This is a genomic window from Granulicatella sp. zg-ZJ (genome assembly GCF_010892355.1).
In the GTDB taxonomy this organism is placed as follows: domain Bacteria; phylum Bacillota; class Bacilli; order Lactobacillales; family Aerococcaceae; genus WM01.
This window is the reverse complement of record NZ_WNJY01000002.1, coordinates 1-15,910: the sequence shown is the minus strand read 5'-3', so window position 1 is coordinate 15,910 and position 15,910 is coordinate 1. Positions and strand designations below refer to the sequence as shown.

General features: G+C 34.1%; 15 protein-coding genes. 6 read left to right on the top strand and 9 right to left on the bottom strand.

Features of this window, described 5'->3' with window-relative positions; genetic code table 11:
• The first annotated feature begins 1 nt into the window (after position 1).
• Positions 2-802 carry an ABC transporter permease gene (locus GMA11_RS00760; protein ID WP_163545300.1) on the top strand — a complete coding sequence of 267 codons (801 nt, stop codon included), beginning with the start codon at positions 2-4 and terminating at the stop codon, positions 800-802.
• A gap of 171 nt (positions 803-973) precedes the next feature.
• Positions 974-1,885 carry a carbohydrate kinase family protein gene (locus GMA11_RS00755; RefSeq protein ID WP_163545299.1) on the top strand — a complete coding sequence of 304 codons (912 nt, stop codon included), beginning with the start codon at positions 974-976 and terminating at the stop codon, positions 1,883-1,885.
• Positions 1,886-1,971: 86 nt separating this feature from the next.
• On the opposite strand, the gene guaC is transcribed toward GMA11_RS00755, so the two are convergent.
• On the bottom strand, positions 1,972-2,958 hold the full coding sequence (gene guaC, locus GMA11_RS00750) for a GMP reductase (protein ID WP_163545298.1): 987 nt from the start codon (positions 2,956-2,958) through the stop codon (positions 1,972-1,974).
• A 440-nt stretch (positions 2,959-3,398) separates the two neighbouring features.
• The gene (gene thrC, locus GMA11_RS00745) at positions 3,399-4,877 is read right to left on the bottom strand and encodes a threonine synthase (protein WP_163545297.1); all 1,479 of its coding nucleotides are present in this window, start codon (positions 4,875-4,877) and stop codon (positions 3,399-3,401) included.
• Between the two features lie 156 nt (positions 4,878-5,033).
• Between thrC and GMA11_RS00740 the strand changes: the two genes are divergently transcribed.
• A complete protein-coding gene (locus tag GMA11_RS00740; protein WP_163545296.1) occupies positions 5,034-5,315 on the top strand; it encodes a hypothetical protein in 282 nt (93 codons plus the stop codon).
• A 46-nt stretch (positions 5,316-5,361) separates the two neighbouring features.
• Here GMA11_RS00740 and GMA11_RS00735 read toward each other — a convergent pair whose 3' ends face one another.
• Complete coding sequence (locus tag GMA11_RS00735) at positions 5,362-7,287, bottom strand: ABC-F family ATP-binding cassette domain-containing protein (protein ID WP_163545295.1); 1,926 nt, start codon at positions 7,285-7,287, stop codon at positions 5,362-5,364.
• 87 nt (positions 7,288-7,374) lie between these two features.
• Here GMA11_RS00735 and GMA11_RS00730 point away from each other — a divergent pair, with 87 nt between their 5' ends.
• Positions 7,375-8,199, top strand: a complete 825-nt coding sequence (locus GMA11_RS00730; RefSeq protein ID WP_163545406.1) for an undecaprenyl-diphosphate phosphatase — start codon at positions 7,375-7,377, stop codon at positions 8,197-8,199.
• Positions 8,200-8,248: 49 nt separating this feature from the next.
• On the opposite strand, the gene GMA11_RS00725 is transcribed toward GMA11_RS00730, so the two are convergent.
• The 5 genes from GMA11_RS00725 to GMA11_RS00705 form a co-directional block, all read right to left on the bottom strand.
• Complete coding sequence (locus tag GMA11_RS00725) at positions 8,249-9,394, bottom strand: AI-2E family transporter (protein WP_163545294.1); 1,146 nt, start codon at positions 9,392-9,394, stop codon at positions 8,249-8,251.
• Positions 9,395-9,464: 70 nt separating this feature from the next.
• Entirely contained in the window at positions 9,465-9,731 is a 267-nt protein-coding gene (locus GMA11_RS00720; RefSeq protein WP_163545293.1) for a chorismate mutase, read from the bottom strand.
• Positions 9,732-9,742: 11 nt separating this feature from the next.
• Positions 9,743-11,170 (bottom strand): SLC13 family permease, encoded by a 1,428-nt coding sequence (locus GMA11_RS00715; RefSeq protein ID WP_163545292.1) that lies wholly within the window; start codon positions 11,168-11,170, stop codon positions 9,743-9,745.
• 9 nt (positions 11,171-11,179) lie between these two features.
• Positions 11,180-12,418, bottom strand: coding sequence for a U32 family peptidase (locus tag GMA11_RS00710; protein ID WP_163545291.1), 1,239 nt, complete (start codon positions 12,416-12,418; stop codon positions 11,180-11,182).
• 13 nt (positions 12,419-12,431) lie between these two features.
• Complete coding sequence (locus tag GMA11_RS00705) at positions 12,432-13,352, bottom strand: peptidase U32 family protein (protein WP_163545290.1); 921 nt, start codon at positions 13,350-13,352, stop codon at positions 12,432-12,434.
• Between the two features lie 260 nt (positions 13,353-13,612).
• Between GMA11_RS00705 and GMA11_RS00700 the strand changes: the two genes are divergently transcribed.
• Together GMA11_RS00700 and GMA11_RS00695 are read left to right on the top strand one after the other, a co-directional pair.
• Complete coding sequence (locus GMA11_RS00700; protein ID WP_163545289.1) at positions 13,613-14,380, top strand: C39 family peptidase; 768 nt, start codon at positions 13,613-13,615, stop codon at positions 14,378-14,380.
• Between the two features lie 16 nt (positions 14,381-14,396).
• Positions 14,397-15,635, top strand: a complete 1,239-nt coding sequence (locus tag GMA11_RS00695; protein WP_163545288.1) for a CapA family protein — start codon at positions 14,397-14,399, stop codon at positions 15,633-15,635.
• Positions 15,636-15,654: 19 nt separating this feature from the next.
• On the opposite strand, the gene GMA11_RS09480 is transcribed toward GMA11_RS00695, so the two are convergent.
• Positions 15,655-15,910, bottom strand: a 256-nt coding sequence (locus tag GMA11_RS09480) for a transposase (RefSeq protein ID WP_205422838.1), incomplete at its 5' end; no start/stop codon positions are given.

Here is a 15,910-nt window from a genome sequence, read left to right as displayed (position 1 = left end):
AATGAAAAGAAAAATGAATCATCAATTAAAGATATACGGAGCTATCATTCTCTTATTTATCGGTATTTTATGTATCGCTGCATTTGTATTTGGTGAAAGTGTGACGAAAGTGAATTTGGCACAAGCTTTTCATGCACCGAATAGCAAGGAGTGGTTTGGTACCGATGCATTAGGTAGATCTGTCTTTGAGCGGACACTAAGTGGGGGGATTCAAACCGTTATACCGTCCTTATTCATTTTATTTATTGTTGTGACGGTAGGTTCTTTTATTGGTATTAGTAGTGGGTTAATAGGTGGTAAATTTGATAGAACTATTTTTTTGATTATTACAGCCTTTCAAGCCTTTCCAGCTATTATTTTTGTCATTATGCTTGTGGGTATTTTAGGTGTTGGATTACAGCAAACGGTTATTGCGATTTGTATGACAAACTGGGCAAAATATGCTTATTTAACAAGGATATTAACTTTACAATTAAAAGAAGAACCATATATTCAAAGTGCAACAATGTTTGGGAATGAATACTTACAAACCATTCGTAATTATTATTTACCAAGTTTATTTCCGCAAATTTTAACGACAGCTATTTTTGATGTGAGTAATACGATTATGGAAATTGCAGGATTAAGTTTTATTGGATTAGGTGCACAAGTTCCTAGTCCAGAATGGGGGGCGATGATAAATGATGGAAGAGCGTATATTCAAGAAGCACCGTGGATTGTTGTTTTCCCATGTTTGATGATTATTTTAACCGTGTTATTATTCACACGTTTTGGAGAGTTATTAAAACAAAAATTAAACTAATAAAAAGGCTCTTTTCCAACATAAGTTGATGAAGAGCTTTTTTGTTTGTCTACGGTTTAAATAGAACTGACATTTTCTGTAAAAAAGAATGAAAAAACAAAAATATCGTGATATAATCGTTTTAACACGAATGATTTTTTATGAATAAATAATAATGTTAGAGGTTTTAAAATGGATAAATGCTTAGTTATTGGGTCAACAGTGTGTGATATTGTTGTAAATATCGATACATTACCACGTAGACAAGAATCGGGGAATGTGTTACATCAACGAATGGGGTTAGGTGGATGTGCGTATAATGTTGTACATGTTCTGCACCATTTAGATATTCCCTATACATTTATTTCTCCAATAGGAACAGGTGTTTTTGGTGAATTTGTCGAAAAACATATACAGCAAGTAGGTATTCAATCCTTTGTGAAAAGTACACAAGAAAATGGGTGTTGTTATTGCTTTGTTGAAAAAAGTGGAGAACGTACATTTTTATCACATCACGGAGCAGAATATACATTTGAACCGACATGGTTGGGAAATTTAAATATGAATGCGTATCGTTATGTGTATGTTTGTGGCTTAGAGGTAGAGGATATTGATGGAGAGCGTTTGGTCGATACGTTGGCCACTTTACCTTGTCAAATTATTTTTGCCCCAAGTCCTAGAGGAAAATTTATTCCAAAAGAACGTTTGGAAAAATTATTTGCTTGCCGTCCTATTTTGCATATGAACGATGTTGAAGCAAAAGAATTAGCATCTTGTGATGATGTAGAAAGTGCCGCAAAAAAATTATTTTCTAAAACGAATCAGCTTGTGATTGTGACATGTGGAGAAAAAGGGGCTTTGTATTATGACGGGAAAATCTGTCATCTTGTTCCAACAGAAAAAGCGACGGTCGTGAATACTATAGGAGCGGGAGATAGCCATGTTGGAGGATTTTTATCGGCAATGTGCCAGGGGTATACAGTAGAAGAAGCTTTATATTTCGCCAATCATCTTGCGACTAAAGTGGTTAGTGTTGCGTCGAGTAATTTACCAAAAAACATGTATAAAGATAGCAAAGCACAATTAGAAAAGAAGCCTATTTAAACAATAGTCAAAAAAGTTCTATAGGACCAATCCAGTTGATTAAGAATAAAAATAACCCCAACAAGTCATCTTGCTGGGGTTATTTATTAGTGTGTGTCACCGTTAAAAATAGAGTTTTTTACAATCATGTAATCAACGTGACGAATAGCATCTAAATCTTTTCCACCTGCATAAGAGATAGAAGATTGTAAATCTTGTTGCATTTCAATTAATGTGTCGTGAATGCTTCCTTTATAATCAACAAGCATTTTTTTACCTTCGACATTTTTTCTTTCACCTTTTTGGAATTCAGAAGCACTGCCGAAATATTCTTTCATTTTCTTACCGTCAATTTCTACTGTTTTTCCAGGAGATTCTTCATGTCCTGCAAAAAGAGAACCAATCATGACCATTGTTGCTCCAAAACGAATAGATTTTGCAATATCACCATGTGTACGAATACCACCGTCAGCAATAATTGGTTTTCTAGCAGCTTTTGCACACCAGCGTACAGCGGCTAATTGCCAGCCACCTGTACCAAAACCTGTTTTTATTTTTGTGATACATACTTTACCTGGTCCGATACCTACTTTTGTTGCATCAGCACCAGCATTTTCTAATTCACGTACAGCTTCTGGAGTACCCACATTTCCTGCAATAATAAATGTTTCAGGTAAATGCTCTTTAATATGTTTAATCATGTTAATGACTGCATTAGAATGTCCATGTGCAATATCAATTGTAATATAATCTGGAATTAGTGTTTCTTGTGCTAGTGTTGTAATAAAATCATATTCATGTGGTTTAACACCTACACTAATAGATGCAATTAAACCTTTATCGTGCATATTTTTAATAAAAGTTGAACGTGTGCTTTCATCAAAACGATGCATAATATAAAAGTAGCCGTTTTTTGCTAGTTCTTCTGCTAGTTTTTCATCTATAATTGTTTGCATATTTGCTGGGACAACAGGGATTTTAAATGTATGTTTTCCTAATGTCACCGTTGTATCGCATTCTGAACGACTATTCACGATACATTTATTTGGAATAAGTTGTATATCTTCGTAATCAAAAACAGAGAATTGTTCCATGATAACACTCCTTTATAATTGATTTTATGCATAAAAAAAGACACATTTTATCGCACAAAATCTGTGTAGGGGAAAATGTATCCTCAGTTATCATATCGTACTCATGTCTTGAAGTCAAATAATAAACATATCGGAATAGGGATAATATGTGTTTATCATCAATTCTATTTAGTAAAGTTGGGCATAGAAAAAAGAAGAGTATTTTTTACAAGTAGTTTTAATAAGTTTTTTATTTATATAGAAGAAGCTTTTTGTGAAATCTTTTTATTAGAAAATTTTTTATGACAGAGAAAATAATTCTTTTCAGACAAATTAATAACTAGTCAAAATTTGTCTATAGATTGTTTTAAAAGGTATAGTATTACTCAAAAGGCTTAAAATCAATTTGTTCAAAATATTGATTTTAAGCCTTTTTACTATTTAAAAATTTTAGTATTGCTTTATGATAAACAATCAAGTACACTTTGCGCCATTTCTTCAACGGATACTACTTTATGATGGCGAATAGTTGCTTGTTTCACATCTAAAACAGCTTGTGGTTGAGGGATGTTTGATAAGGTTTCTAATGCATCCACTAATGCCATATCATCGTCTAAATTATCGTGTCTAAATGCACTCATGACACTTTTAGGGAATTTATATGGGCTTGCTGTTGAGGCAATAACGACATGTTTGTTATCTCCTGTTTTTTCAGCATACATATCATATACAAAATCAGACACGGCTGTATGTGGGTCAATCAGATATTTATAGTTATCAAATGTACGCTTAATTTGTGCGGTAATATTGTCTTCTGTTGCAAAATCACCATAAAAGGCCGATAAAATATCATTTAAATCAACATGGTACTCACCTTGTTGGCTTAAAGCATGCATTAAATCACGTGTTTTTTGTGTATCTTGTTCCACAGCATGATAAATCAATCGCTCTAAATTACTTGAAATTAGAATGTCCATAGACGGAGAATTTGTCACATAGAACGGACGGTTTTTGTTGTATGTGCCTGTTGCAAAAAAGTCGGATAATACATTGTTTTTGTTAGAGGCACAAATAAATGTATCAATCGGTAGACCTATTTGTTTTGCATAGTAGGCAGCTAAAATATTACCAAAATTACCTGTTGGGACAGATACATTGATTGATTCGCCACAACGAATAACTTTGTTTTTCACTAATTGGGCATAAGCATACACATAATAAGCAACTTGAGGCATTAAACGACCAATATTGATTGAATTGGCAGATGAAAATTGATAACCAGCTTGATTTACTTTTTCAATCATATCTGTATCAGTAAACATTGCTTTAACAGCACTTTGTGCATCATCAAAATTACCTGTAATACCAATAACATGAGTATTATCGCCTTTTTGAGTTAACATTTGTAATTCTTGGATATGGCTCACACCGCCTTTTGGATAGAACACGATAATTTTTGTGTGAGGTACATCGGCAAAACCTGCCATTGCTGCTTTACCCGTATCTCCAGATGTTGCCGTTAAGATAAGAATATCTTTATGGCTGCCATTTTTTTTAGCAGCTGTGGACATTAAATATGGCAAAATGGATAATGCCATATCTTTAAAGGCGATAGTTTCGCCATGAAATAGTTCTAAATAATGTTTGTTGCCAAATGATTGAATAGACACGATGTCGTCAATATCAAATTTTGTTGTTGAGTAAGCACTGTTGACACACGCTCTTAATTCATCATCTGAAAAATCAGATAAAAAAGCACGTAAGACTAAAAATGCAATTTCTTGATAAGACATATCGGCTAGTGCTTCTAAAGAAACAGGTAGTGTTGGAAATGTTTCAGGAACATATAAACCACCGTCTTCAGCAATTCCTTTTAAGATAGCTTGGCTTGCAGATACTTGATTTTTTGCATCTCGTGTACTCTGATAGATGATACTCATAATAAACTCCTTTATATACATTGTCTTTTGCATTATATCAAGTTTTTAATATATTGGCTATCATATATTTTTAATAAACTTTGTGATACAATGTATATATCGTTTACAAGTGGTTTTAAAGAAATTTAAAGGAATTTAAAGAAAGGAGAATAGGGCATGGATTTACCAATGATTACACTATTAAAATATGAATACGAAGTATCTCCAGGTGCATTTTTTAATGTTTACACACCATGGATTACAGATCCGACACAAATGAAAACCATCATTATTGATCAAGATCATTATTTCACAAAAATGGTCACCATTTATCCGAGTGAAACACATGATTTCTTTATGTATTTAGAACAAGAACCAACCAGAAGTGTGTATCGTACAAACTATCCATTAAAACGTATGGAAAATAGTGATTCGTATGAAATTATTTTTGAAGGATAATAAAACGGAGGCAATCGGCACTAGAGTTCGATTGTCTCCGTTTTGATTAAATAGGCAAGTCTTCTAAAGTTAGTGCGACAGTTTCCCATTCGTTTAAATAGGTGTCGTATTTCTGACGTTCTTCTTCAAGCTGCGTGTTTAAACGATAAGATTCTTCGTGATTCGTAAACACATCAGGCGAAGCCAATGATTCTTCAATGTTCCCTATGCGTTCTTGGCAATCATGCATCTGCTGTTCTAAAGTTTCTAGCTGTCTTTCCAGCTGACGCTTTTGCTTTTGTTTTTCTTTGCTAAGGGTGTAATCAGATTGTTGAATAGAAACGTTTTTTTCTTGTTCTATGAGAATCTCTTGTTTTTCTTGAGATTTTTTTTCTATGTAATAATCGTAATCACCTATATATAATGTACTGCCGTTTTTAGACAGTTCTAAAACAGATGTAGCGACACGGTTGATAAAATATCTATCGTGAGAGATAAATAATAACGTTCCGTCAAAATCAATCAATGCATTTTCTAGCACTTCTTTACTATCCAAATCAAGATGATTTGTTGGTTCGTCTAAAATTAAGAAATTATCTTTTTGTAATGCTAATTTTGCTAATAACAAACGTGCCTTTTCGCCACCGCTTAGTGAAGCTACTAGTTTTTTTACATCATCTCCACTAAATAAAAAACTCCCTAAAACACTTCTGACATCTTTTTCATTCATTAAGGGATAGTCGTCCCATAATTCAGATAAAACATCTTTTGTCGGCGTTAGATGCCGTTGTTCTTGGTCATAGTAGCCGATGCTTACATTTGCACCCACTTTATAATGACCTTTTACTGTTGGTAAAGTACCTAGTAATGTTTTTAATAGCGTTGTTTTTCCAATACCATTTGGTCCCACAACAGCAATGGCTTGTTGTTTGCGAATATCTAAGTCAATAGGGTATGCCAGCAAGGTATCTTCATATCCAATACCTAATTGTTCTGCTTGTAAGACAACATTACCACTTTCTTTTTCTGTTACAAATGTCAATCGTGCTGATTTTTCATCTCCCTTTGGTTTTTCCAAACGGACCATTTTTTCCAGTTGTTTTCGTCTACTCTGTGCACGTTTCGTTGTTGAGGCACGTACAATATTCTTCGCAATAAAATCTTCTAATTTTTCGATTTCTTCTTGTTGTTTTTCGTATTGTTTCCATTCAAGTGCTAAACGCTTATCACGTTCCTCTAAATAGTACGAATAATTTCCTTTATAGTGATGTATTTGTTTTTGACTTATTTCATAAATTTCTTTGACGACTTTGTCTAAAAAGTATCTGTCGTGAGATACAATCAATAAGGCACCTTGATAGTTTATAAGATATGTTTCAAGCCACGATAATGTATCAATATCCAAATGGTTCGTAGGTTCATCAAGAATAAGTAAATCGGGTTTTTCCAAAAGTAATTTAGCCAGAGCTAAACGTGTTTTTTGTCCACCTGATAAATTTCCGATAGATTGATGATAGTCTTTTTCATAAAATTTAAATCCATTTAATACAGATTTTATTGTGGCTTCATATTGGTATCCTCCACGATTGTCTAATTCGTGTTGGAGTGTATCGTATTGAGAAAGTGTTTCTTGATATGCTTTTTCATCGTTTAAAATTGCCTCATCACTCAAAGAGAGTGCTATACGATTTAGTCGGTCTTGTAAAGCAATCACATCATCAAAAACGTGTAACATTTCTTCCCAAATCGTGTTCTCTGTATTTACAGCACTATGTTGATCTAAGTAGCCGATTTTTAACTGTTTGACCATGCTAATTTGACCACTATCACTTTGTTCAATGCTTGCCAATATTTTTAAAAGTGTCGATTTCCCTGTTCCATTTCGCCCAACTAATCCAATTCGACTTTGATCTTGAATCGCAATATGAATGTTTTCAAATAAGACATCAGAACCAAAATGGCGGGAGAGTTGCTGCCCTTGTAATATAATCATAATCGTTTCCTTTTCTAAACTAAATGCGTTATTATGATACCATATTTTTCTAAAAAAGTGATATACTGTTATCAGATGTGAAAGGAGATTAGTATGTTAGAAATTATTAAAGTCATTATTTATGGTATTGTTGAAGGTATTACTGAGTGGTTACCGATTAGTAGTACAGGGCATTTGATTTTATTACAACAATTTTTACCATTAGATGTACGACCAGACTTTTTTGAGTTATTTAAAGTTGTTATACAATTAGGCGCTATCTTAGCAGTTATGGTTATTTATTTCCATAAATTAAATCCTATATCCCCCTCAAAAACACAAGAGGAGAAAAAACAGTCTATTGATTTGTGGATAAAAGTTGCTATTGCGACATTACCGGCTGTGTTGGTATTTCCTCTTGATAATCTTGTTGAAGCTCATTTTATGAATCATGTGACCGTTGCACTCATGCTTATTTTATATGGTATTTTATTTATATGGATAGAAAAAAATGCGTCACGCAAAGTGAGCATATCTCAATTAGAAACATTAACGTATAAAACAGCTTTATTTATTGGTATTTCTCAAATTTTAGCCTTGATACCAGGGACTTCTCGCTCAGGTGTGACCATTCTAGCAGCTGTTTTATTAGGTACATCACGTTATGTTGCGACAGAATTTTCATTTTTCTTAGGTATTCCTGCCATGTTTGGTTTAAGTGGATTAAAATTGATAAAATTTTTATTAAAGCATAGTATGTCCCTTGAAGAATTTATGATGCTTTTAGTCGCAATGTTAGTAGCGTTTGTCGTATCAATGATTGTTATTCAACGTTTAGTAAAATATGTGAAAAAACACAATTTCACAGCATTTGGTAAATATCGTATTGTTCTTGGTTTTGTTGTGTTATTAGCTAGTTTTTTTGTGAAATAGCAGTTTTATACAAAAAGAGAGGTTGCAATCGCAACCTCTCTTTTTGTATTTAATAGCCGTCTTCAGTTTCACCAAAATATTTATTGTAACGTTCTTTATATTTTTTAAAGAAAAATCCAAAGATAATACGGATAATCGCATAAAGCGGAATGCCAATAATCATACCTACGATACCCATTAAACTACCTGTCCCAATTAAGACAATGATAATCGTTAGTGGGTGCATTTTAAGTGACTTACCAATGATATGTGGCCCTAAAATATTACCGTCTAAAATTTGAGCAAATCCCCATACAATCAATACTTCAATAAACATTAACCATGAATGGATACAAGCGATAATTATAGCGGGTACTAATGCGATAATAGCACCAAGATAAGGAATTAAACTCATGATACCAGATAGTAATGCTAATACGAAAGCGTAATTTAAACCAATGACAGAATAGCCGATGAAATAGTAAATACCCACTAAAAAGCTCACGAGTAGACGTCCTTTAATATAAGCACCCACTTGTACATTGATGTCATGTGTTAACTGATTGATTTCTTCTCTTTTTTTCTTTGGAAAAATACTTAAAAAATGATTTTTAAAGGTTCTACCATCAATCAATAAGAAAAATAGAAAAATCGGGAAAGTCATGAGTGTGAACATGACACTAGATATTGTCGACAAAATAGATGTAATACCTTGAATGGTTGTGCCTAATGTGCTTACTAACTGTTGTACTAATTCTGTTAAACTATCGTTAAACCAAATCAATGCTTGATTGTAATAAGATTGGAATTCTTTTGATGTACTAAATTGTTGAAGTGTTGCAACAAAGTTTTCAATCAATCCGGGTAACGCTTGGGTAAAAGATACGATTTGCGAAATAATAATTGGGATAGCAAATGCGCAACCAATCACGATGAACGCAAGCATTAAAATAAGAGATATACATGCCCCAATAGCACGAGGTACTTTTATTGTTTCTAACCAATCTACTAATGGAATAAACATATAATAAAAAATAACAGCTAGTAGAAAAGGTGTAATGATAGATGTCATTAAAATATTGATTGGACCAAAAATGAATGAAATTTTAGTTGTAAGATAAATACATAAACATAATAATAAGAGGGATACAAGTGTAAATATTAAGTTTTTCCCCCCTAAAAATCGTATCAAGGGTGTTTCATCTGAACGTTTCATATAAAGCCTCTTTTCTACCTTATTTGACAAGCATTATATCATAATTTCATAAAAAATAATATGGTTATATTTACTCAGATAAATGAATGTTCTGATAATTTTTAGAAACTTTCATCAATGTGCTATACACTTCTTTTAATAAAGGTTTTAATGTATCATTTTCAAGATAAGAGATTACTTTTTCAAAAACCATTTGTTCTCTTTTGGCATCAAATACGGGTAGTTGATGCTCCTTTTTTATTGTTGCTACTTCTAAGGCGACTGCCATTCGTTTTTCAAATAATGCGACTAGCTCTTTATCAATCGCATCAATCTCTTTCCTTTGTTTTTCTAACATATTTAATCTCCTTATGATAGTATCCATGCTCCTAGTGGGTAGCCTATTAACACAGCAAGTACAATGCTCCAAAATAATAACCACGTACCAAATAAAAAAGTATCTTTACTTGTTGTCCACCCAGATCCAATGGAAATTGCGACATAGGGCATTGCAGGAGCTGTTGCGAATGCTAGAGAGGACATAAATCCGATGAAACAGGCTAAAACGCCCATATTGATAGGTAAGTGTGCAGATTGCCAAATGGTTATGGCTAAAGTGGTGACTACTGATACGGTCACTAAATTAGACGTGAAATTTGTCTGAATACCTGCCCATGCGATAAAGAATAAAATCATGAACATAGGTGATAAACTTAATACAAATGGTGTCATATAGGTGTTCAGTAAGTCAATAACACCAACTTTAGCATCAGATAATACCGAACCCAATACTAATGTGGCACCAACTAAAAACAAACTTTGCCAGTGGACACCTTTAGTTAAAGCATCCGATAAATTTAATAAAGGTTTTCCTTCGATATGTATCATACACATCGCAATCGTTGTAAGCATTGGTGGCAGTACGATACTGATATATTTCGATACCCCAAAAAATTCCGGTAAAATCCATAGGCTAATCATCATGAAGAATAATATGACAATCCATGTTTCACGCTTTGTCTGATTTGGTAAATGCTTTAAAGTATCTAATGTATGAATGGTTTTTGTTGAAAAGGATTGTTTACATAAATGATGTACACTTAATAATAAGATGCCATATAGTAAAAGTCCTGTTGGGATAGCCATGCTCATATATTGACTGTTTGTAATAGAAATATGAGTAGCACTTGTGAATAAACCCATTGCCGTAATGGCAAAAACGTGATTGATAGGTGTCATTGCACATCCAATAGCAATGGTTGAAAATACAGCAATCAATAAATAAGATGCTGCTTTATCTTGTTTTTCTAATCCGAATTGTAAACAAATTTCTTCATAAATCGGAAAGACAAACATGAACATAACCGTTGGTGAAATAATACTACTCAATACTAAAACACTTGTTAAAAAGGTAAATATAAAACGTGTAGGATGACTTCTTGCGAAGCGGCTCATCAATATTTTGGCAATCACACGTTTTAAAAATACCGTTTGATTGATTGCGTAAGTAGATATAAATGTAAATAGTAAAAAGATAAAGGTACTATTTCCGAATGATTTTTCCAAAATCTGATTTAAGCTAATGGTAGGGACCAAACTTAACGACACAATACAAAGTAAACTAGACCAGTCGATACTGACAAATAACCACAAACATAAACTTGCCACAAAAACAGACAGTGCCATAAAACTCGCAGGTTGAATGCCAAATAATTGCCAGTGATAGTGTGTGTTTATATAACCTAATAAAATAAGGCATAAACTAAAAAAAGTAATGCTTTTTTTTGTGCGTGTCATACGTACCTCCTATTTTTGCTTACGAATCATATCCATAGGTTTGACAGGACGGTTTGTTTTGATTTTGCAAATCATCATAGCGTTTGGTGCAACAGTAATGTCTTCGTCGTATTCATTCCATAATTGTGTTAATTCTTGTTCAAAGTGACGCATGCCTGGGCCGTAGAACTCGATTTTATCGCCTACTTTAAAGTTATTACGTTGTTGAATCGTTGCGATTTGTGTATCCTCGTCATACGCTAATACTTGCCCGATAAAACTATATGCAGGAATTTGACGACGTTCTCCGAATAACTGTTCATTTTCAGTCGGTACATGATAATAAAAGCCTGTTGCCAATTCACGTTGGGCTGTTTTCCATAGTTCATCTACCCATTCTTGTTTCACTTCGTAATGATCAGGGTCTTCACAATAACTATCTACAGCAGCTCTGTAAACATTACATACAGTAGATACATAATGAATAGATTTCATGCGTCCTTCAATTTTCAAACTGTCTACGCCTGCATTTACTAAGTCTGGAATATGATAAATCATAGACATATCCACAGCACTCATTGAAAAGGGTTCGTCAACACCGTCATGCCCATTTCCAATATGATGTGTCTGTCCTGTTGTGTCAATGTCGTATAAACCGTATTTCCAACGACATGATTGACAACAACCACCACGGTTAGCGTCACGTTGTGCCATGTGATTAGATAGTACGCAACGACCTGAATAGGAAATACACATTGCGCCGTGGATAAAGGCTTCAATTTCTACATCTACTTTTTCTTGCATTTCAAAAATTTCTTCCATAGACACTTCACGTGCTAAAACGACACGCTCTAAACCTTCGTCTTTCCAAAAATTTAAATTTTCATAATTCGCAGCAGAGGCTTGAGTAGATAAGTGAATAGGTAAACCAGGAGCATTCATCACACAAATATCCATCAATGCTACGTCGGATACAATTACAGCATCAACACCAATATCTCGAATCGTTTTGAAAAATTCTCCTGCACCTTCTTCGTCGCCTTCATGAGTAACCATATTGGCAGCGACATATACTTTTGCACCATGTTCATGTGCAAAAGCAACACCTTCTGCAATTTCATCATAACCAAAGTTTCCTGCACGACTACGTAAACCGTAAGCTTCCCCACCAATGAAGCAAGCATCTGCTCCGTATAAAACGGCTGTTTTTAGTTTTTCCAGTGTACCGGCAGGTGCTAATACTTCTGGTTTTTTTAATATTTTTGTCATCTATGTCACCTCGTTATTTCACAATGTTTGGATCAAATAAATAAAATCCAGTATCTAAACCACGTGTTTTAGGATGTAATGCTTTTACACTTTCTTCTAAGTGTAATGCTTTTTCATGTGACCAATTTTTAGCCATAATGTCATTTCTCGCTTGAACAAATAGTTTCGCAATGTCTACAAAATTGTCCCCAGGTGAGAAAATCCCCTCTAATTTCCACTGTGTAACGTTCATATCAGCTAGTTCTTGTAAATATTGTGCCAGCAAAATATCGTTATTGGCAAAAATATGTGTGCCATTATCATCTTCATAAACAGAGTAGTGTGTATCTGGTTTATCTGGCTCAGATAAAAAGAAACCACGATTTCGACCGACAGATTCTGTTCGTTTAATAAAATTAAAATAATTTTGTAGAAGTGGACGTTTTGATTGATGAATACAAGTGGCACCATATACCAAATATTCGATGGGAACAATGACGTCACGTGCTAAAATTTCCAGAGATTCTTTAGGTACTTCACGGGCAACGACTGCACCAACAGCTCGTCGGTTTGCCCAAAAGTTAATTTGTTTGCTACTTGTTACAACGACTTGAGCATCATAACGATATGGAATAAATAACTCATCTTGTTTCATAATTTGTACGACACCGGGATCTCCTGATGTGATAGTATCCACACCAATACGTTTTAAAAACGTAAGATATTCAGGTACTTTTGCAATCCCACTATTATGGAAAATAGCGTTTAAGGCAATAGATACTTTTTTACCATATTGGTGTGCTAATTCAGTTAATGTTTTTTGCTCCTCTCTTGAAAAAGAGTGAGGCAAACGTAATCCAAATGTATCCTCACCAAAATATAGGCAGTCTACCCCGGCTTCTAATAATTGGCGAGCTTGTTCAATAGATTCAACAGTTGCGATAATTTCAATCATATAGTAACCCTTTCTGTATATAATAAAAAAACTTAAACAGACAAAGTCGTTTAAGCATGAAATAGCAAAGTAACGATGTCTGTTTGACACGACAACTTACCTTGCACCTAAGTTGTTTATTAAGCAATATTATAAGTAAATTGATGTAAAAAGTCCAGTATAAATGCGACTTTAACCTAAAAACTAAAATGAAAATAACACTTACAAAAAGATTGTTTCAATAGTATAATAGGCTTATAAATGTGTAAGGAGGAAAACTTATGAAAAAATATTTATTTATGGGTGTATACCTTCTGCTAGCTGGGTGTTCTTTAAATGTACAAGTAAAACGAGAAATGGTCGTGACAACGGACTCAAAAATAGTGACTACACAACAGACAACATCTCAGCCGAGTTCACAACAAATGACAACACAACCAAAAAGTCAACAACAAGAAACTAAAAAAGAAACCACACAACAAAGTCTAGGAAATCAAAAAGTAGTGTTAAGTGTTAAACCACAAATTCAACAAGTATGGAATTATTGTGCACCAACAACCGTGAGCATGATGCTGTCTTCTCGAAATGTTGACGTTGATCAATATACGCTCGCAAAAGAAATGGGAACATACGAACCATTCGGCACGCATAACCGTGATGCTATTCGTATTTTAAACAAACATCTTTTTGGATACGAAGTACCTACGGGGAATCAGGCGGGGTATCGTTTAGAAACAGTGACAAATCCTTCGCCGCAATCAGAACAAATGCGACTATTTAAAGAACGAGTGAAGAAAAATATTCAAGACGGTTATCCGATGTACTATACAATGGATGTATCTAAAGTGTATACAGGCTCTAAAGGTGAACACAATGTCATTGGTATCGGGTATAAAACAACACCCGACGGGAAAGACATTGATGTCTTGTATTATTTAGACCCATCTCCAAACCAACAAGACAAAGTTTATGGCGGATTAAAAACGATTACACCAGCCGAATTATTTGAATCTATGATGACATGTGAAGAACCAAATTATGCTTGGTAATAGAGGGGGAATATAAATGAGAAGAAGTAGACATCGCAAAAAAAGTCATGCCGGTATCATGATTGGCGTATTAAGCATTCTTGTATGCTGTCTTTTAGGATTTGCTTTTTTGTTTAAAGATATTTGGTTAAAAGCACCTGCAACACAAACACAAGAGCAGCCACATATAGAAAGCACAACAACACAAAAAACATCATCCGTGCAAACAGCTCGCATTATGGCAAATGGCGATATTTTGTACCATGATTTATTGTATATGAGTGCTTTGCAAGAGAATGGAACATATGATTTTAAACAAAATTTCAAATATGTCAAAGAATGGCTAGCTAAAGCCGATTTAGCCATTGGAGATTTTGAGGGAACCATTGCTCCGGATAAAGAGTTGGCAGGCTACCCAACATTTAATGCACCTATCGAAACAGCGGATGCGATAAAATGGGCGGGGTATCATGTGATGGACTTAGCGCATAATCATATTTTAGATACAGGTATTGAAGGGATTAAATCAACGGTTAAAGCTTTTGATGAAAGAGGAATAGATACATTTGGTGTTTTTGCTAAGAGAAGTCGAAATGAGATTTTAGTCAAAGAAGTGAACGGTATTAAAATAGCGATACTAGGTTATGCGTATGGATTTAATGGCATTGAACAGACGATTTCTCAAAAAGATTATGACGATTATTTAGCTGATTTAAACGAAGAAAAAATAAAACGTGATCTTGAAAAAGCAGAAAAAATAGCAGATATAACGATTGTGATGCCTCAAATGGGTATCGAGTATGCTCTAGAGCCAACACCAGAACAAGTTGCTTTATACCACAAAATGATTGATTGGGGAGCCGACATTATCTTTGGTGGGCATCCTCACGTGATTGAACCGAGTGAAACGGTTGTGAAAAATGGGGATAAAAAATTTATTATTTATTCAATGGGTAATTTTATTTCCAATCAGCGTATCGAAACACTGGACAATGAATGGACAGAACGAGGATTGTTAATGGATGTGACAATCAAAAAGGAAAATGACAAAACAATTATCGATACCGTACAGGCACATCCAACGTGGGTAAGTCGCACACCAAATGGCAGAAAATCTCCGAATGGATATGATTTGTACGACTACACGACCTATATTTTACAAGATTTTATCCAAGGTGGAAAATATAGAGATATACTCGATGAAGCAACACAAAAAAGAATTGATAAAGCATACAAAGAAGTCAATGAACATATCAATTTAAAATGGAGTGAGTAAATTTTCAGATTTACTCACTTCAGACTGTTGACAATAGCGATAAAAAATCCAACGTATTTCTCCAGTTTTGAAAAATACGTTGGATTTTGCATTTAAAAATGATAAATAAAGAACTATATTGTAAAAAATGGCTATCTCTCGTGAGTAAAATTGCCATTTTTTTCATGTTTTGGGCAGCACAAGATAACCAAGTGTACTGCTGCATCTTGGCTACTCCTCTATATTGTGCAAACCGATACCCATGATTTTGTTTAGAGTCTGCAAAGCTACGCTCA